The organism is Luteibacter sp. 621, assembly GCF_050435445.1.
GTDB lineage: Bacteria > Pseudomonadota > Gammaproteobacteria > Xanthomonadales > Rhodanobacteraceae > Luteibacter.
Window position 1 is genome coordinate 143,034 of record NZ_JBNDKI010000008.1, and the last position, 17,903, is coordinate 160,936.

Below are 17,903 nucleotides of genomic sequence, written 5' to 3' on the forward strand. Positions count from 1 at the left end.
CGTAAGGGCGCTCCTACATGTGCGCGATTGCGCTTGATGTATTCACCAATGCACCGAAACGCCGGCCGCCCGATACTGGCCGGTGATCTCCCACTCCGTATCCGATGCGACCACCAGGTGCGTAACCGCCGTGATCGGCACCGTGTGGTGCGTTGCCGAGGCCACCAGCTTGTCGGGCGTGGCAATGGCCACCGTCTCGCCACTGGCCTCGATGATCGCCTGCTTGAACATCGTCTCTTCCTCATCGATGGTCCATAACCCGGTCTTCGGGTCGATCGCGCAGACGCCAGGGAAACACAAGTCCGCGCGGATATCCTGCGCCTGACGCAGCGTGCGCGAACCGATGGCGCCGCCGATGTGTGGATCGAGCTTACCGCCCAGCAGCACCACGTCGAACCCTGGACGGCCCAATACCGCCAGGGCCACGTCAGGAGCATTGGTCACCACGGTAAGGTCGCGGTGATCAGGCAGCGCCTTGGCTAACGCCGTGTTGGTTGATCCTGCATCGATAAACAGGATCTGCCCCTCCCCCACCAGCGCCGCCGCCGCACGGCCAAGCGTGCGCTTCAATTCCGCGCGCTCGCTGTGCCGCTCGCCCAGCGGCGCAATGTGCGGAGCAAGCAATGCGCCGCCGTAGACGCGGCGGCAAAGACCTTGCGCCGCCAGATCGCGCAGGTCACGGCGGATCGAGTCTTCCGATACGTGAAACGCCTGCGCCAACTCAACGGCCACGACCTTCCCTTCCCTTTGCAGGCGCTCGAGGATCAGCTGCTGACGCTCACGCGGCAGCGTGGTATCCGGCGTGCTCATTTCGGCAGGAAACCCAGCGCGACCAGCTCAGCACGCAACTGCGCCGGTGAATGGAAATGGATGCCATGGATTCCCAGCGCCTCGGCCGCGTCGACATTCACCTTGTTGTCATCGATGAAAACCGCCCGCTTCGGATCGATGTCGTAGCGCTCCAGCAGGGTTTCATAAAGCGTCGGATCGGGCTTGATCGCGCCCTCGTCGCCCGAGACCACGATGCCATCAAACCAGTTGAAGAACTCATAGCGGGCACGCGCGATCGGAAAGGTCTCGCCCGACCAGTTGGTGAGCCCGTAAAGCGGGTGGCCCGCCTGCTTGAGGTCGCGCAGGATCGCGATGCTGTCGTCGATCGGACCCTTCAGCGTTTCTTCCCAGCGCTCATGGAACGCCGTGATCAGATCGACATGCTCGGGGTGCTTTGCCGTTAGCTCCTCGAGGGCCTCTTTCCACGGACGTCCCGCGTCCTGGCGCAGGTTCCACTCAGTGGTGGTGACTTCGGCAAGGAAGCGCTCCATGCCCACCTCGTCATCACCAAACAGCTTTCGGTAGAGATACCGCGGGTTCCAGTCGACGAGCACGCCACCGAAATCGAAGATCACGACATCACGCTTGGAATACATGGAAAACTCCGATCAGCGGCGCGCGATGGACGCGCATAGGGAAACGATGATGAGCAGGCCAGCGACGCCGGTCAGCGCAATGGAAAGCGTGCTCAGGTGGGCAACGAAACCGATGCCTGCAGGGCCGGCCAGCATGCCGGCATAACCGAGCGCGGTGACAATGGCGATGCCGACGCCAGGCGATGCGCCGCCCAGGCGCCCGGCGGCACTAAACAGGACCGGCACGATGTTGGACGCGCCAATGCCGACCAGCACGAAGCCGAGGAGCGCGGCCGGCCCCCACGGAATAAGCGTGGCGGCGAGGAACCCTGCGGCGGCGATGAGGCTGCCCCCGCGCACGATGGCCACCGGGCCGATATGCGCAGTAATGCGGTCACCCAGCAGGCGGCACAGGGCCATGGCGATCGAGAACGCCGCGTAGCCAAGACCGGCCGACGAGGCATCGAAGCCACGTGAGAAGCGCAGGAAAACGGCGCTCCAGTCGAGCATGGAACCCTCGGCCAGGAACACCACCATGCAAAGGAAGCCCAGCAGGAAGATCGCGCCACCCGGCATGCGGAACGGCGCCCGGGATCCGGCGTGTTCTTCCTCATGGCGCACAAGGAAGTGCTTCCATTGGGTGAGCACGATGATGAGCAGGGCAAGCGACACCGCGATAGCGCTGCCGGTGAGCGGCGCACCGGCCTTCAGCAAGGCAGCCATACCCGCTGAGCCAACCAGGCCACCGACACTGAAGAGCCCATGGAACCCCGACATCATTGGCTTGCCGCGCATCTTTTCCACGTCCACCGCATGGGCGTTCATGGAGACATCGACCACGCCCAGCGCCGCACCGAAGAACAGGAGCGCGGCACCCAGGGCCCATGTGCTGGATGCGATGGTAAGCAGCGGCAGCGCGAGGCACACCAGCAGGCCACTTACACCGATGACATCGCGATTGCCGAAGCGGTGGGTCAGGAACCCCGCGAGCGGCATGGCAGCCGCCGCACCACACCCCATACACAGCAGCACCAGGCCAAGCGTGCCGTCATCGAGGCCGAGGTTGGCCTTGGCATACGGCACCATCGGCGCCCAGCTGGCCATGCCGATACCGGAAAGAAGAAAGATAAGCCGGGTGGCCCGGGTGGGGTTCATGCGCATGCCATGGGAAGAAGAATGCGCATCAATGTATGCAATCGTGCACAAACGTGCAAGTGATTAACGAAGTCGATTCAGATCCAGTGGAAGCCCTTGGCCATCATGCCGGTGATTCCAAGCCCGAAAGTGATCATCGAACCAAACAGGAGGCGAAAGTCGGTTCGCAGCTCGGTGCGGAGGTCGCGAATATCGGTGCGCAACTCGATACGGGTGTCGCGCAGTTCGAGACGAAGATTGCGTATGTCTTCGCGAATGTATTCCATGCCTGTTTCCAGCCTCGTGGTGCGTGCGTTGAGAGAGGCATGTTCACCAGGTGCTCCTGCTGACGCAAATTCGCCCGCGTGACCAGAGGGCGGCAAGGCATCGTGTACGGCAAAGCTCATGGGCAGGGAACTTCCTAAGTGAAAGGTAACCATAGGATTACTGCCCCGACACGTGGGGTCGACTGGCCCTTGCCCTCTCATTCCTGTAGGAAAATTCTTTTGAACTCAGCGGCTTTGTAAGGTTTTTTCACCTGAGAAACGCCGCAACCCCACGAGCCACTTGCACCCCGCCGCCGGCTTCTGTACAAATGTACACATGACGACGCCGAACCTCACCGAGCGACAGCAGAAGACCCTGGATTTCCTGCGGGAGTACCTGCAGGCCGAGGGCCTGCCCCCCACGCTGCGCGAGATCGCTGATGCACTGGGCTTTCCCAGCCACAGCTCCGCGCAGGCTTGTGTGGAGTCGCTGGTGCGCAAGGGTGTGCTGGAGCGCTCGCCACAGCATCGTGGCCTGCGCCTCCCGTCAGGCAATGCCGCCGCCATCCGCGCCGCCATGCTCAATGAGCTGCCGCTCATCGGCCGCGTCGCCGCCGGCTCGCCCATCCTGGCGGAGGAAAACATCGAATCGCAACTGGAGATCGACCCGGCCATGTTCCACCCCCGGGCCGATTACCTGCTGCGCGTAGTGGGCATGAGCATGCGCGATGTCGGCATCCTCGATGGCGATCTGCTCGCCGTCCACCGCACCGCCACGGCCAACGATGGCCAGATCGTGGTGGCGCGGCTGGACGACGAAGTCACGGTGAAGCGCCTGAAGCATGAGCGCGACCGCCTGCTGCTGCTTCCCGAAAACCCCGACTTCAAGCCCATCGAAGTCGACCCCCGCCGCCACGCCTTCGCCATCGAAGGCCGCTATGTCGGCATCATCCGCAGGACCTGAGCCATGAATGCTGCCATTGCTTCCGCTTCGCACAACCTGGCCCAGGTCCTGGATCATCCCGGTATCTGGCGCCGCTCCGCCGATCGCCAGCCGCGCGTGCGCGCGCTTTCCACGGGCTGGACGTCACTGGACACCCGCCTGCCGGGTGGCGGCTGGCCGCAAGGCGCCGTCAGCGAAATCCTGTTCGAACACGATGGCCTGGGCGAGCTTGACCTGGTGATGCCCGCGCTTGCCGCGCTCACCCAGGAGCACCGCCGCGTCATCTTCGTGGCACCGCCTTACCAGCCTTATGCTCCCGCGCTGGCCGCGGCCGGTGTCGATCTGCGCTTCCTGCATGAGATCCATGCCGGCTCCACCGAGGCCGCCTGGAGCATGGAGCAGTGCCTGCGCTCCGGCTGCTGCGGCGCCGTGGTCGGCTGGCTGCCGGATATCGATTACCGCAGCTTGCGCCGCCTGCAACTGGCCGCCGAAAGCGGCGATGCCTGCGCCATGGTTTTCCGTTCCGCCGAGCACGCCGCGCAAAACAGCCCGGCGGCGCTCCGTATCAAGGTCAGCAATAGCGATGAGGCCACCTATGTGGATGTCCTCAAGTCGCGTGGCCTGCTGACCACTACCGCTCCGCTGTTGCGTATGCGGGCCTGAGGTTTGTCCGGCATGGCGTCGTCCCTCATCCGCCGCCATGCCGGGCACCTCTTTTTTGCCTCGTTGCCGCAACCATGCTTTGGGCCTGCCTCCGTTTTCCCGGCCTGGCGTTCTCCGCCGCCTTCGCCGCGGCACCGGAGGCAGGCCCCTCCGCCCTGCTCGATAACCACGCCCGCCAGCGGCTGATCGCCACCGCCAATGACGAAGCCCGCGCCCATGGCATACGCCGCGGGCAAAGCGTGGCTGCCGCTCGCGCGTTATGCCCTGCGCTGGAAGTACGCCCGCGCGACCGCGATGCCGAGAAGCGCCTGCTTAGCGAGCTGGCTGCCTGGTGCTACCAGTTCAGCGGCCATGTCAGCCTGGTACCACCCAACGCCATCCTCATGGAGGTCGGGGCTAGCCTGCGCCTGTTCGATGGCTGGCCTGTACTGGTCGAACGCGTCACTGCCGGCCTGCATGCGCAAGGCCATCCGCACACACTGGCCGCTACGCCGTTCGCCTCCGCATCCTGGGTGTTCGCCGCCACGGCCGATGGCATGGTGATTCCTGCGCGCGAGGGCGTTATCCGCATGCTGGGTGCCCTACCCCTTACGCAAAGCGGCTTGCCAACTACCGCTGTCACCGCGTTGCATGCCATGGGCTTTCGCCGGCTGGATGATGTTTTCCGGCTGCCCCGCCCCGAGCTCACCCGGCGCATCGGCCGTGCCGGCGTGAACTGGCTCGATCGTATCCGCGGCCAGGCTTCCGATGCCTTGCCCGCATGGCAGCCACCCGCCAGTTTCCAGCAGAAGATCGAGTTCGATACCGAACTGGATGGCAGCCAGCCGCTGTTGTTTCCACTGCGCCGGCTCACCCGCGCACTGGCCAACCTGCTGGCGGCGCGCGATGGCGGCGTGCAACGTTTTACGCTGACCCTGGAACATGCACGGGGCGAAAGCACGCGCATAGGGGTCGCCATGGCGGCGCCGCAGCGCGATGCCGAGCGACTGTTTGAACTGGCGCGCACGCGGCTTGAGCGCACCACGCTCCCTGCCCCGGCTCGCTCCATCGAACTGCATGCCGACGAGCTGCCCGTCTTCCGCCCACCGGTACGCGATCTATTCGAACCTATCCGGGGTGATGGCCTTGACTGGCCGACGCTGGATGAGCGCCTGCGCGCACGCCTGGGCGATGCGGCCCTGCGCCAGCTCACCGTCGTGAACGACCACCGCCCCGAACGCGCCTCGCGCTATGGCGCCCCCACCGCCACGGTCTCACTGCCGCGCGGGCGCCGCCCGTTGTGGCTGTTGCCGCGCCCGCTGCCCATGCGCCCCGATCCGGTCGCCGTACTGGCCGGCCCGGAGCGCATCGAAAGCGGCTGGTGGGATGGTGGTGATGCACGTCGCGATTACTACATCGTCAAAACCGTGCATGGCCAGCAAGCCTGGGCTTACCTGCCGCCGGGCATGCTGGATGGGTGGATGCTGCATGGCTGGTTTGCCTGACTCACCGGCGAACGACGCCGATATCGCTCCCCCCGTCTACGCCGAATTGCACGCACTAAGCGATTTCAGCTTCCAGCGCGGGGCATCGAGCGCGCGCGAGCTGTTCGAACGCGCGAAGGATCTTGACTATGCCGCCCTCGCCATCACCGATGAATGTTCGCTTTCGGGAATCGTGCGTGCGTTGGAGGCCTCGCTGGAAGTGGAACTGCCACTGATCACCGGCAGCGAGTTCCGGCTCGCCGATGGCACCGTGCTGGTGTTGCTGGTGGAAAGCCAGGCCGGCTACACCGAGCTGTGCCGGTTAGTAACCCTGGCCCGGCGCCGCGCACCCAAGGGCAGCTACGAACTGCACCGTAGCGACCTGGAGGCCTTGGGCGAAGGCTTATGCCTGTTGTGGGCTCCCGGTCCCTGGAAGGCCACGACCGTCGCGACCCACGATGAGCGTGCCGCCTGGGTGGCCACGCATTTCAGCGGGCGTGCATGGCTGGCCGTGGAACTGCACCGTGGCCAGCATGATGATGCCGAACTGGCCGCGTTACGCGAACTGGGCGCACGCCACGCCTTGCCATGCGTCGCCACGGGCGACGTGCACATGCACCTGCGCCGCCGTCGGGCCTTGCAGGATGTGATGACCGCCATCCGCGTGAACCGCCCCCTGGCCGATGCGGGCGCCGCGTTGTTTGCCAATGGCGAACGCCACCTGCGCAGGCGCGAAACCCTGGCACGCATCTATCCCCGCGACCTGCTCGACGAAACCCAGGTGGTGGCGGCGCGCTGCACCGGTTTCGATATCCGCGGCATCAACTACGTTTACCCGCGCGAGCTGGTACCCGATGGCATGGATGCCACGGCCTACCTGCGCCAGCTCACCTGGGAAGGGGCCGCCACGCGCTGGCCTGGCGGTATCGACGATACGCTGCGCGAGCGGATCGAAAAGGAACTCGTCCTCGTCGCCACGATGAAATACGAGGCCTTCTTCCTCACCGTGCACGATATCGTGCGCTTTGCCCGCTCACGCCAGATCCTTTGCCAGGGCCGCGGTTCCGCAGCCAATTCAGTGGTGTGCTTCTGCCTGGGTATTACCGAGGTCAATCCCGCGCAGATCAGCACATTGTTCGAGCGCTTCATTTCCATCGAACGCGATGAGCCGCCCGATATCGACGTGGATTTCGAACACGAACGGCGCGAGGAAGTGCTGCAGTACGTATTCAACAAATATGGGCGTGAGCGCGCCGCGCTGGCTGCCACCGTGATCAGCTACCGGCGCAAGAGCGCGGCGCGCGATATCGGCCGGGCGCTTGGCCTTTCGGAAGATCAACTGGACCAGCTAAGCCGGGCGTATTCGCATGCCCATGGAGAGGTGCCCATTACGGTACGCCTGGCCGAGCGTGGCTTCGATATCACCAGCCGCACCATTCGCCAGCTTGTCGTACTGGTGGAGGAACTCAACGGCATGCCACGCCACCTTTCCCAGCATGTGGGTGGCTTCGTTATCTCCGATACGCCATTGCACCACCTGGTGCCCGTGGAGAACGCGGCCATGGAGGATCGCACCATCATCCAGTGGGACAAGGATGACCTGGAAACCATGAAGCTGCTGAAGGTGGATTGCCTGGCCCTGGGCATGCTCACCTGCATGCGCAAGGCCATGGACCTTCTGCGCACGCACAAGGCCACCGATTACCCGCGCCTGGCCGATATCCCCATGGAGGATCCAAAGACTTACGCCATGATCCAGCAGGCCGATACCGTCGGCGTATTCCAGATCGAATCACGCGCGCAGATGTCGATGCTGCCACGCCTGAAGCCGGCCCGTTATTACGACCTGGTGATCCAGGTGGCCATTGTCCGCCCCGGCCCGATCCAGGGCGGCATGGTGCACCCCTACCTGCAACGGCGAAAGCTTCCACCCGAAGAGATCGTCTACGAACATAAGGTACGCCCCGTCCTGGAACGCACGCTCGGCGTACCGATCTTCCAGGAACAGGTGATGCACGTACTGCAGGTGGTCGCTGATTTCTCACCAGGCGAATCCGATGAACTGCGCCGCTCCATGGCCGCGTGGAAACGCCGCGGCGGCCTGCAGAAATTCGAACCGAAGATCCGCCGTAACATGGCGAAGAACAACTATTCGCCTGAATTCACCCAGCAGATCATCGACCAGATCCAGGGGTTCGGCAGCTATGGCTTTCCCGAATCCCATGCGGCGGGTTTCGCACTTATCGCTTATGCCTCGTCGTACCTGAAATGCCACCACCCCGAGGTATTCACCTGCGCGCTGCTCAACAGCCAGCCCATGGGTTTCTACGCGCCAGCCCAACTGGTGGCTGATGCACGCCGCCATGGCGTCGAAGTACGCCCGCCGGATGTCACCGCCAGCGACTGGGATTGCACGCTGGAACCGGTTTCAAAGCAAACGGGTACGTTCGTACTTCGACTGGGCTTACGAATGATCGGCGGCCTGTCGGCCGATCTGGGCGAACGCATCGTCGCAGCGCGCGCGCAGGCACCGCTGCGCGACCTTGCCGACCTGGCCAGCCGTGCACAACTCAACCGCTTCGAGCGCGAGCGCCTGGCGGATGCCGGCGCCCTGCGCACCCTCAGCGGCCACCGCCATCGCGCACGCTGGGAAAGTGCGGGTATTGAACGCACGTTGCCACTACTCCATGCCGTGGCCGAGGAACGCACCACACTGCGGCCACCCTCGCTAGCCGAAAACGTTTTCGCCGATTACGCCACGCACGGCCTCTCACTTAGCGGCCATCCGCTCTCGCTGGTTCGCAAGAACTTGCTATCACGTCGTGTCCGCCGTGCACGCGATCTTCTCGCTATCCGAAATGGTGCATGGCTACGTCACGCGGGCCTGGTTACCGTTCGCCAACGCCCGCAAACCGCCAGTGGCATCACTTTCGTGACGCTGGAAGATGAAACCGGCCAGGTGAATGTGATCGTGCGGCCGAAGGTGGCGGAAGCCTGCCGCCAGGCGCTGCTGGATGCCGTGCTGCTTGCCGTGGATGGGCAGTGGCAATCCATCGATGGCGTGCACCACCTCGTGGCTTACAGGCTGCTGGATTTCAGCGACCTGCTTCCTTCGTTTGGCTCGGTTTCCCGCGATTTCCAGTAAGACATTCGTAGTGCACTGCAAAACGTTTTTCGCCATCGCTTAACGGTTTGTAATTTCCACCTGAACGGATGCCTAGGAACTGCAGAGCGAGACCCACTTTGTTCATCCAAAAAGCGATAGCGTCTGCACCGACCGCACACATTCCGGTCTGTAGCGAGCCACGCCGCCGCGCCCGGCGCAGCCGCTTTTGAATCCAAGGCGCTCACCACAGTTCCAGGAGAGATTCGTCATGCGCAACACGAAACTGATCCTCGCCATGCTCGCCGGCTGTACCCTCGTGAGCGGCGCCGCCTTCGCGCAGGATGCCGCTTCGAAGACCGACCCGACGCCCGCCTCCACCGCCGGCTCGGCCATGCACTCGAGCTCTGATTCCATGAAGAAGGACGGCGCGGCCAGCAGTGCGGCAGGTAGCGAGAATGGCTCCATGAAGTCGACCCACAAGAAGCACAAGAAGAGCACCACCGCGGAACCGGCCAAGTCGTCGACCGCCGGCGGCATGTAATAGCCAGCGCATGAACGAAAAAAGCCGGCGTCGCGAGACGCCGGCTTTTTCTATTTGGGTCGGCAGATAAACCGCTCTGTTGGCTTATCGCGTGCAAGCACGCTCCTACAACAGCGGGGGCGTCATCAAATGACGCGAATGGTTTCGTCGTCGATTTCCACGACCTGGCCCGCGCGAATCTTGCAGGTCTTGCGCAGCTCCACCACGCCATCGACGGTAACGAGGCCATCGGCTACCAGGTGCTTGCCTTCGCCACCGCTCGCGGCGATGCCGGCGAGCTTCAGCAACTGGTTGAGTTCGACGTATTCGCCTTCTAGCTGGAAGGTTTGCGAGGGCATGGCTGGGCACTTCGGGATCAAGGGGTGCACATTAGAGCGCAATCCGCCCCCCAATGTTTAAAAGCATGAAATCGTCTCCCGTCATGCCCTCCGCGGCAAGCGCCTCGGTAAGTAGCCGCGGCGGCTCGTCCAGCTGGTCATCCGCCAGCTCGAATACACCCCAATGGATGGCGATGGAGCGGCGGACGCCGATCTCCTTATGCAACCGTACCGCCTGGGCCGGGTCCACGTGCTGGCCATGCATGAACCAGCGTGGCGCGTACGCGCCAATGGGAATCGCTGCCAGGTCGATGGGCCCTGCACGGCGCCCGATATCGGCCAGCTTCTCCGAATAGCCCGTATCGCCGGCAAACCAGAACCGGTAGCCATCCTGGGCCATGACCCAACCACCCCATAGCGAGCGGTTGCGATCCCAAAGCGTGCGCGCGCTCCAGTGGCGGGCCGGGACGAACGTAAACACGGTGCCCGCGATATCCGTGGACGCCCACCAGTCGAGTTCACGCACGTTGCCAATGCGTTCGCGATCGAACCAGCGCTTCAGCCCCAGCGGCACGAGGAACACCGCCTTGGGAAAGCGCCGGGCAATGGCATGCACGCTCTCGCGGTCCAGGTGGTCGTAGTGGTTGTGTGAGATCGCCACGACGTCGATCTGCGGCAACGCGGCGACTTCCACGGGCGCGGGGGTCCGCCGCAACGGGCCAGCGAACGACAGCGGGGAGGCACGCTTGCCGAGCACGGGATCCGTGATGACCGTGAGACCTTTCCTGCGCACCAGCACTGTGGCGTGGCCAAGCCACCAGGCCGCATCGCCAGCACCTGTGAAATCGGCCGGCTGCCACCAGCGGCGGGTGAACGCGGCATAGCCTTCATCCGGCGGGCGGGGTAGCTGCTGTTCCTTGCGTTCGCGGCGCCAGCGCTTCAGGCCGCCCGGCTCGCGAGTTTCCGGCTCGAGGTTACGAAAGCCGTCAGGTGTGTGGTGTTCCCTGGCAGCGTCGAAGTACGGGTTCGTCCAGGCCATGCCTTGCCTTGGTGGTGGGGTCAGGGCATGACCTGCGGCCCCACCACCCCGGCTTCAAGGTCAATCCACGTCGACGCGACGCACCTGGGCCAGCCAGTCTTCCAGGTTGTAGTAGTTGCTGACCCGGGTGATCTTGCCGCCGACCACGTCGAAGAACGCACCGCCCGGCAAGACGTAGCTCTGGCCCTGGGCCAGCGGCAGGCCGTCGTCGGTGGCTTTGTATTCGCCGTGCACCACGTATTCCGCGGCGGCACGGTCACCCTTCTCGTTTGCCATCACCACGATGTTCTTCAGCTGCTCGGAGTAGCTGACGTTCATCCGTTCGAGAAACGCAGCGAACCGGGCGCGGCCGGTTTCACGGCCACCCTGGTTCACATCGTGGGCCACGTGCTCATCCAGCACATCGAGCATGCCGTTCCAGTCGCCGCGGTTGAACGCGTCGTAGTAGCGGCGGATAAGGTCGATCGTCTCGTTCATCGGGGCACTCAGTAAAGAATGACGGAGCGGATGGCCTTGCCTTCGTGCATCAGGTCGAAGGCGCGATTGATGTCATCCAGCCCCATCGTATACGTGATCATGGGATCGATCTTGATCTCACCACCCATGTAGCGCTCGACATAACCCGGCAATTCCGTACGGCCCTTCACACCGCCAAAGGCGGAGCCACGCCACACACGGCCGGTAACGAGCTGGAACGGACGCGTGCGGATCTCCTGGCCCGCGCCAGCCACGCCAATGATGATCGACTCGCCCCAGCCCTTGTGGCAACACTCCAGGGCCGAGCGCATCACATCGACGTTACCGATGCATTCGAAGGAATAATCGACACCGCCATCGGTCAGGTCGACGATGACCTGCTGGATGGGCGTATCCGGGTAATCGCGCGGGTTCACGAAATCCGTGGCGCCCAGCATCTTCGCCATCTCGAACTTGGACGGGTTGGTATCGACGCAGATGATCCGGCTGGCCTTGGCCATGACCGCGCCCTGCACCACCGAAAGGCCAATGCCGCCCATGCCGAACACAGCCACGGTCGCGCCCGGCTCCACCTTCGCCGTATTAAGAACAGCGCCAATGCCGGTGGTCACACCGCAACCCAGCAGGCAAACCTTATCCAGCGGCGCGTCCTTGTTGATCTTCGCCAGCGAAATTTCCGGTAGCACCGTGTATTCGCTGAAGGTGCTGGTACCCATGTAGTGGAGAAGCGACTTGCCGCCCATGGAGAATCGCGAGGTGCCATCAGGCATAACGCCCTTGCCCTGGGTAACGCGGATCTTCTGGCAAAGATTGGTCTTGCCCGAGCGGCAGAACGAACACTCACCACATTCAGGCGTGTACAGCGGGATGACATGGTCACCCGGCTTCAGGGTGGACACGCCCTCACCCACTTCCTCGACAATGCCACCGCCCTCATGCCCCAGGATGACCGGGAAGGCACCTTCCGGGTCGGCGCCCGACAAGGTGAAGGCATCGGTATGGCATACGCCCGTGGCCACGATGCGTACCAGCACCTCGCCGGCCTTGGGGCCCTGGACGTCGATCTCCTCAATGGAGAGGGGCTTTCCTGCTTCCCAGGCAACAGCGGCGCGCGACTTCATGGTCGGTCATTCCTCTTACAATGGCATGTGAAACCGGCACGGGCCGGGTGGATCATGGATTCTAGCCAGCCTTGCCGTCGTCGATTAGTCGTTCGTACCGACAAGCATCTTTTACCGGGAGCAATAATCGATGCGCGCATGGGACGGAATGGACGCCTTTGTCGAGGTGGTCCGCCTGGGCAGCTTCTCGGCCGCCGCCCGCCACCTGGGCCTCTCCACGGCCTTTGTCAGCCGCGCGGTGAGCGCGCTTGAGCAACGCCTGGGCACGCAACTGCTGCACCGGACGACCCGCAAATTGCGCCTGACGGATGCCGGCCGGCTCTATTACGAACACGCCCGCCACTTGCTGGAAGGGTTCGACGCCGCCGAACAGGCCATCGTCGACTACCAGGAGGGCCTGCGCGGAAGCCTGCGGATCAGCCTGGCCACCACGTACGGGGAGCGCTACGTGGCTCCGCTGGTCAATGAATTCCTGGCCATGCACCCCCAGCTCGGCGTGGACATGGATTTCTCGAACCGGAATGTCGACCTGATTGAAGAGGGGTACGACCTCACCATCCGCACCGGCCTGCTCGCCGACTCCAACCTGGTGGCCCGCCGGCTGGGCGAGCGGCGCCTGTTCGTCGTGGCGTCGCCTGCTTACCTTGCGGCCCGCAGCGCTCCCCGCACGCCCGACGACCTGGTCGATCACCAGCTCCTCCTCGGCTCGGCCAGCCACTGGATTTTCCTGGAAGATGGCCAACCCCGGCAGCGCCCCGTCCGCGGCCGCTACCGGGCCAGCTCGGGCCAGGCCCTGCTGGATGCCAGCCTGCACGGCCTGGGCATCGCCCAGCTGCCCGACTTCTATGTCGAGGCGCCCCTGGCCGAAGGCAGGCTGGTTTCGCTGCTTGATGCCTGGCGCGACGAGAACGGCGCCGTGTGGCTGGTTTACCCCCGCAGCCGGCACCTTTCGCCCAAGGTGCGCCAGCTCGCGGACTTCTTATGTGAACGGTTGCAAACGCCCCCGTGGCAGCTGCCAGGCGAATGAGTTAAACTCTAGTTAACGGATACGTTCGTTCCTGCGAACGAAAGGCCGCGGCAAGGCATCCCATAGGCACCGTCCATCGGGCCGATTGGAAAAATGATTGAACTATTTCCTTACGCCCGCTGTCGAAGATTTTAATGATTGGAACCCTTGAATCCGCTAAGGGGACCCTTACTAAGGTCAAAGAGAAAACTCGTTGGTTCAGTAATTCGGTGCAAAAACCGCATGACGAAAGCCTAACGAACCGATTGTTCACCACACGAAACGGACCAGCGCTTTTTGGCCATCTACCGGGTCACCCCGGGCCAGCGTAAGGTCCGCTCCACGCCAGAGACCGGCGGCGTGGGCTGACTTGAAACAACCGGTCATACAAGAGACTGGGAGACGACCATGAACGAACTTCGCAACGATTACGGCATCACCACCTTCGAATACTCCGCCGGCTTCCACGCCAGCGATGCCTCCAATGGCCTCGACCTGTTCGGTGGCGAGATGGATGGCTACGACTGGCTCGGCGAAGTCGCCAGCCGCCTCAGCAACGAAGCGTAAGCCGCGCTCGCCGTAGGGGCGCATCTGGGCGCGACCGCCTTTGGCGGCACATCCCAGTCCGCGCTTCCCAAGGCCGCGGCCCTGCCCGCTCCTACGAGAACCGCGTCGCTATCAAGAAGGCCCACCATTGGTGGGCCTTCTGCGTTTCCGGGCCCAGGTCACGCCAGGCCAAAGAACTGGGCCACGAGCCAGATGTTGGCCGCCGAGATGACCACGAAAAGCGCCCAGGCAGATACCGAGACAAGCCGGGTGTTGGCAAACGCCCCCATCAGCTCCCGGTTATCCGTGAACCGGATCAGCGGATACATGGCGAACGGCAGCTGGATACTCAACACCACCTGGCTGGCCACCAGCAGCGCGCCGATCGCACGGTCGCCCATCACCACCACACCGATGAACGCGGGAATGATGGCAAGCCCGCGGGTGATCAGCCGCCGTTGCCAACACGGCAGTTTCATTTGCAGGAAACCATCCATGATCACCTGCCCGGCGATGGTGCCGGTGAACGTGGAACTCTGGCCCGATGCGAACAGGCCGACGGCGAATGCGATGGAAGCCACCGTCGTGCCGGCGATCGGTGCGAGTAGCTGGTAGGCATCGCCAATGTCCGCGACATCCCGCCGCCCGGTGGCGTGAAACGCCCCGGCAGCCACGATGAGTATGGCCGCGTTGATCAGCAGCGCCAGGCTTAGCGAGCCGATCGTATCCACACGCGTCAGCCTGATCGCCGCCCATTTACCCGCCTCGCCCGACACCGCACGGGTCTGCACGATCGACGAATGCAGGTACAGGTTGTGCGGCATGATCGTCGCGCCGAGGATGCCGATCGCCAGGTAAAGCGGCTCACGGCTATCCAATGCGTGGAGTGATGGCACGAAGCCGGCGGCGACCGCGTGCCAATCCGGCCCGACCAGGAACAGCTGAACCACGAAGCAGATGCCGATGGTGCCAACCAACCCCAGGATGATCGACTCGACGCGGCGGAACCCCTGGCCCTGCAAGCCAAGCACGATAAACGTATCGAGCGCCGTCAAGGCCACGCCCACCGGTAGCGACACGCCGAACAACAACTTGAACGCGAGCGCGCTGCCCAGCACCTCCGCCAGATCGCAGGAAATAATGGAAAGCTCGGCCAGCACCCACTGGGCGCGACCAAGCGCCTTGGGGTAACGCTGGCTGGAAAGTTGGGCCAGGTCCTTGCGGGTAGCGATGCCAAGCCGTGCGGCAAGGCATTGCAGGAGCATGGCCGCCAGGCTTGAGAGCAGCACCACGAATAACAGGCGATAACCAAATCGCGAACCCGCTTCGATATCGGTGGCCCAATTCCCCGGGTCCATATAGCCCACGGAGACAAGCAGGCCCGGACCGGCAAAGCGCAGCGCTTTCTTCCACCATGGGAGATCGGGCGATACGACGATGGAGCCAGCGACTTCAGAGGGGCAGAACGGCGCGGTGGCCGTCTTGGGCAACGGAAAGAACATGCCCCATCGTACCGTCTCACGCCCACCCGGTGAACGCCGCCGCACGCGCGCTTCACGCGCCTGTAATGGCGTGAACGGGTACACCGTTCACGCTGCGAACCGCGCAGAGCAACCGAGGAATCATCATGGACAAGAACCGCACCGAGGGTATGAAGCACGAGGTAAAGGGCGCCATGAAGGAAGCCGTTGGCAAGGTTACGGGCGACCACGCAAAGCAAGCGGCCGGCAATATCGAGAAGAACGCGGGCAAGGTGCAGAAGGAAGTCGGCAAGGCCGCCGACCATGCACGCGACCGCGATCGTCACCACTAACCGGACCCGGCGGGGGCTGTGAGGCCCCCGCCCCTTTCCCGATGAGCTTGTCCCGATGAGCGTGCGCCACTGGTACGACCTCACCAGCAAATCCATCCGCACGGCGGCCGACGGCTTCAGCGATGACGAGCTGATGACCCGCGCGGCGGCACTTTCGTTTTACTCGGCACTGTCCTTCGCGCCATTGCTCGTCCTCCTGCTTTGGGTGCTCTCTGCGCTCAACGCCCAATGGCAGGCGCAACTGGTCGAGGGCCTGACCAATGTGATCGGGCAACAAGGCGCCACCGCGGTCAAGCTGGTGATCGATAACGCCCAACAGCGGCCGCGCCTGGGGAACATCGTTGGCATCATCGGCCTGTGCGTCACCGTGTTCAGCGCATCGGCGGTGTTCGCCCAACTGCAGTCCACGATCAACCGGGTGTGGAAGATCCGCGCCAAGCCCGGCGAAGCCGTCGTCGGCTGGCTGAGCACGCGGGCACGCGCCTTCGGCCTGCTCATCGGCATCGCATTCCTGCTCATCATTTCGTTCGTGGTCAGCAGCCTGATCCAGGCGGTCATCCCCGGCGATACGGTGGCATGGCAGGTCGTTGAAGCGGTCATCTCGTTTGGTGTCTTCGTCATCGCCTTTGGCGCGATGTACCGGATCCTCCCCGATGCACAGATCGCCTGGCGCGATGCCGCACGCGGAGGCATCCTTACTGCCCTGCTTTTCGTGGGCGGCAAATTCGTCATCAGCCTGTACATCGATCGGGCGAGCGTTGGCGGCGCGTATGGCCCGGCCGGCGCGATCGTCGTGCTGCTTACCTGGGTGTACTACGCCTCGATCATTGTCTTGCTGGGCGCGGAGCTCACCCACGGCCTGGCTGTGGCGCGCGGGGCGAAGATCCGGCCTGCCGAGCATGCCGAAAGCTTCGACGCCGCCACGCAGGTCACGCCCGCGCCACCACGGAAGCAGGCCTGAGCAGGCGGCGGCGTAGCCAACGGTTGGCCGGCTCGGACAGGTACCGTGCCACCCCGTGGCCCAGCGCCCAGGCGATCAGCACCGCCGGTGCGTACCACAGCCAGCCCCACGCCCCGTCCGTACCGGTAAGCCGTGCAACGCCCACCAGCGAGTACACGACGAACATATGGGTGAGGTACACCTCGTAGCTGGAGCGGCCCATGGCGCGTAGCCAGCCCGTTCCACGTACCGCGGCGCCACCCTCCGGCGATGCCAGCACGAGCAGCACACCGGCACCGATGAGCAAGAGCAGATAGCCCTCGTGGACCGCGTGCCAAACCCAGCCGCCGGAAAACATGATCGAGCCCAGGCTCACCGCGCCGACGGCGGCCATGGCACGGCGTGGCCCCGCGCCCGGCACACCCATACGAAAGCGGACGAGCGCGGCCAGGACGCCCGCCGCGATTGCTCCCATGCCAGGCAGATAGGCTTTTTCGCTCCAGATCTCGTTATCGACGATGGCGGCGCGGGTAAACGGCACGGACAGCACGAGTGCGGCTAGCGTCGGCACCAGCCAGCGCGTACGGCCCAGGGTGAGGCACACCAGCGGGAAGGCCAGGTAGAACACCTCCTCCACCGAGAGCGACCAGAGGACATCCCACCCACCCGGCAGCCAGCCATGGCTCCCCTCATACACATTCAGGGTGAAGGTAAGCGCCGAGAGTGTGGCGCCCAGCGGCGTCTGCCCCGGTTTGTCGAACACGTAGTTGGGCACGCCAAGCCCGTGGCAGGCGAGCAGCACGACGATCAGCGCCAGCAGGCACGGTGCGATTCGCGCCACCCGGCGGGCATAAAAACCCCGCCAGTCCACCGTGGCGAGCGCGCCATCGCGCTCAAGGACATGCCGGGTGATCAGGAAGCCGGAGACCACAAAGAACAGGAAGACGGCTTCGTAGCCGTTATAGATGAGGCCCTTGAGCAAGGGGATCGGCAGCACCAGCGCCGCATCGGTCTTGTGCAGGGGCAGCCTCAGGCCAAGGTGGTGAACCACGACCAGCAGGATGCTGAAGCCGCGCAGCAGGTCGATACCGGGGCTACGCGGGAGGACTTGCTGGGACACGT

19 protein-coding genes are annotated in these 17,903 nt (G+C 64.0%); 9 read left to right on the forward strand and 10 right to left on the reverse strand.

Annotated features, from left to right (window positions below; genetic code table 11):
• Positions 1 to 42: 42 nt before the first annotated feature.
• The 4 genes from ABIE56_RS11060 to ABIE56_RS11075 form a co-directional block, all read right to left on the reverse strand.
• A complete protein-coding gene (locus ABIE56_RS11060; protein ID WP_429243863.1) occupies positions 43 to 810 on the reverse strand; it encodes a DeoR/GlpR family DNA-binding transcription regulator in 768 nt (255 codons plus the stop codon).
• Positions 807 to 1,427 carry an HAD family hydrolase gene (locus ABIE56_RS11065; RefSeq protein ID WP_429243864.1) on the reverse strand — a complete coding sequence of 207 codons (621 nt, stop codon included), beginning with the start codon at positions 1,425 to 1,427 and terminating at the stop codon, positions 807 to 809. The genes ABIE56_RS11060 and ABIE56_RS11065 overlap by 4 nt, the downstream gene beginning before the upstream one ends.
• 12 nt (positions 1,428 to 1,439) lie before the next feature.
• Positions 1,440 to 2,561, reverse strand: a complete 1,122-nt coding sequence (locus tag ABIE56_RS11070) for an MFS transporter (protein WP_429243865.1) — start codon at positions 2,559 to 2,561, stop codon at positions 1,440 to 1,442.
• A gap of 77 nt (positions 2,562 to 2,638) precedes the next feature.
• The gene (locus ABIE56_RS11075) at positions 2,639 to 2,947 is read right to left on the reverse strand and encodes a hypothetical protein (RefSeq protein WP_429243866.1); all 309 of its coding nucleotides are present in this window, start codon (positions 2,945 to 2,947) and stop codon (positions 2,639 to 2,641) included.
• Positions 2,948 to 3,143: 196 nt separating this feature from the next.
• On the opposite strand from ABIE56_RS11075, the gene lexA reads away from it, so the two are divergent.
• The 5 genes from lexA (at position 3,144) to ABIE56_RS11100 (ending at position 9,522) form a co-directional block, all read left to right on the forward strand.
• The gene (gene lexA / locus ABIE56_RS11080) at positions 3,144 to 3,770 is read left to right on the forward strand and encodes a transcriptional repressor LexA (RefSeq protein ID WP_247435715.1); all 627 of its coding nucleotides are present in this window, start codon (positions 3,144 to 3,146) and stop codon (positions 3,768 to 3,770) included.
• Positions 3,771 to 3,773: 3 nt separating this feature from the next.
• Complete coding sequence (gene imuA, locus ABIE56_RS11085; protein WP_429243867.1) at positions 3,774 to 4,412, forward strand: translesion DNA synthesis-associated protein ImuA; 639 nt, start codon at positions 3,774 to 3,776, stop codon at positions 4,410 to 4,412.
• Between the two features lie 74 nt (positions 4,413 to 4,486).
• Positions 4,487 to 5,896: a Y-family DNA polymerase gene (locus ABIE56_RS11090; protein ID WP_429243868.1), complete on the forward strand. Its 1,410-nt coding sequence runs from the start codon at positions 4,487 to 4,489 to the stop codon at positions 5,894 to 5,896.
• Positions 5,880 to 9,020: an error-prone DNA polymerase gene (locus tag ABIE56_RS11095; RefSeq protein ID WP_429243869.1), complete on the forward strand. Its 3,141-nt coding sequence runs from the start codon at positions 5,880 to 5,882 to the stop codon at positions 9,018 to 9,020. Before ABIE56_RS11090 ends, ABIE56_RS11095 begins: the two co-directional genes overlap by 17 nt.
• 229 nt (positions 9,021 to 9,249) lie before the next feature.
• Positions 9,250 to 9,522 (forward strand): hypothetical protein, encoded by a 273-nt coding sequence (locus tag ABIE56_RS11100; protein WP_429243870.1) that lies wholly within the window; start codon positions 9,250 to 9,252, stop codon positions 9,520 to 9,522.
• 125 nt (positions 9,523 to 9,647) lie between these two features.
• On the opposite strand, the gene ABIE56_RS11105 is transcribed toward ABIE56_RS11100, so the two are convergent.
• From ABIE56_RS11105 to ABIE56_RS11120, 4 genes are read right to left on the reverse strand one after another with little or no spacing between them, the layout of a single operon-like run.
• A complete protein-coding gene (locus ABIE56_RS11105; protein ID WP_429243871.1) occupies positions 9,648 to 9,860 on the reverse strand; it encodes an RNA-binding S4 domain-containing protein in 213 nt (70 codons plus the stop codon).
• Positions 9,861 to 9,891: 31 nt separating this feature from the next.
• On the reverse strand, positions 9,892 to 10,878 hold the full coding sequence (locus ABIE56_RS11110; RefSeq protein WP_429243872.1) for an MBL fold metallo-hydrolase: 987 nt from the start codon (positions 10,876 to 10,878) through the stop codon (positions 9,892 to 9,894).
• Positions 10,879 to 10,938: 60 nt separating this feature from the next.
• Positions 10,939 to 11,355, reverse strand: coding sequence for a ketosteroid isomerase-related protein (locus tag ABIE56_RS11115; RefSeq protein WP_429243873.1), 417 nt, complete (start codon positions 11,353 to 11,355; stop codon positions 10,939 to 10,941).
• An 8-nt stretch (positions 11,356 to 11,363) separates the two neighbouring features.
• The gene (locus ABIE56_RS11120) at positions 11,364 to 12,476 is read right to left on the reverse strand and encodes an S-(hydroxymethyl)glutathione dehydrogenase/class III alcohol dehydrogenase (protein WP_429243874.1); all 1,113 of its coding nucleotides are present in this window, start codon (positions 12,474 to 12,476) and stop codon (positions 11,364 to 11,366) included.
• A 130-nt stretch (positions 12,477 to 12,606) separates the two neighbouring features.
• Between ABIE56_RS11120 and ABIE56_RS11125 the strand changes: the two genes are divergently transcribed.
• Together ABIE56_RS11125 and ABIE56_RS11130 are read left to right on the forward strand one after the other, a co-directional pair.
• Positions 12,607 to 13,503 (forward strand): LysR family transcriptional regulator, encoded by an 897-nt coding sequence (locus ABIE56_RS11125; protein ID WP_429243875.1) that lies wholly within the window; start codon positions 12,607 to 12,609, stop codon positions 13,501 to 13,503.
• A 387-nt stretch (positions 13,504 to 13,890) separates the two neighbouring features.
• On the forward strand, positions 13,891 to 14,049 hold the full coding sequence (locus ABIE56_RS11130) for a hypothetical protein (protein ID WP_429243876.1): 159 nt from the start codon (positions 13,891 to 13,893) through the stop codon (positions 14,047 to 14,049).
• A gap of 158 nt (positions 14,050 to 14,207) precedes the next feature.
• On the opposite strand, the gene ABIE56_RS11135 is transcribed toward ABIE56_RS11130, so the two are convergent.
• Positions 14,208 to 15,530: an Nramp family divalent metal transporter gene (locus tag ABIE56_RS11135; protein ID WP_429243877.1), complete on the reverse strand. Its 1,323-nt coding sequence runs from the start codon at positions 15,528 to 15,530 to the stop codon at positions 14,208 to 14,210.
• 125 nt (positions 15,531 to 15,655) lie between these two features.
• Here ABIE56_RS11135 and ABIE56_RS11140 point away from each other — a divergent pair, with 125 nt between their 5' ends.
• Together ABIE56_RS11140 and ABIE56_RS11145 are read left to right on the forward strand one after the other, a co-directional pair.
• Entirely contained in the window at positions 15,656 to 15,841 is a 186-nt protein-coding gene (locus ABIE56_RS11140; RefSeq protein WP_429243878.1) for a CsbD family protein, read from the forward strand.
• Between the two features lie 55 nt (positions 15,842 to 15,896).
• Positions 15,897 to 16,802 (forward strand): YihY/virulence factor BrkB family protein, encoded by a 906-nt coding sequence (locus tag ABIE56_RS11145; protein WP_429243879.1) that lies wholly within the window; start codon positions 15,897 to 15,899, stop codon positions 16,800 to 16,802.
• Here the strand turns inward: ABIE56_RS11145 and ABIE56_RS11150 are convergent.
• The gene (locus tag ABIE56_RS11150) at positions 16,771 to 17,901 is read right to left on the reverse strand and encodes an acyltransferase family protein (RefSeq protein WP_429243880.1); all 1,131 of its coding nucleotides are present in this window, start codon (positions 17,899 to 17,901) and stop codon (positions 16,771 to 16,773) included. The genes ABIE56_RS11145 and ABIE56_RS11150 overlap by 32 nt on opposite strands.
• Between the last annotated feature and the right edge of the window lie 2 nt (positions 17,902 to 17,903).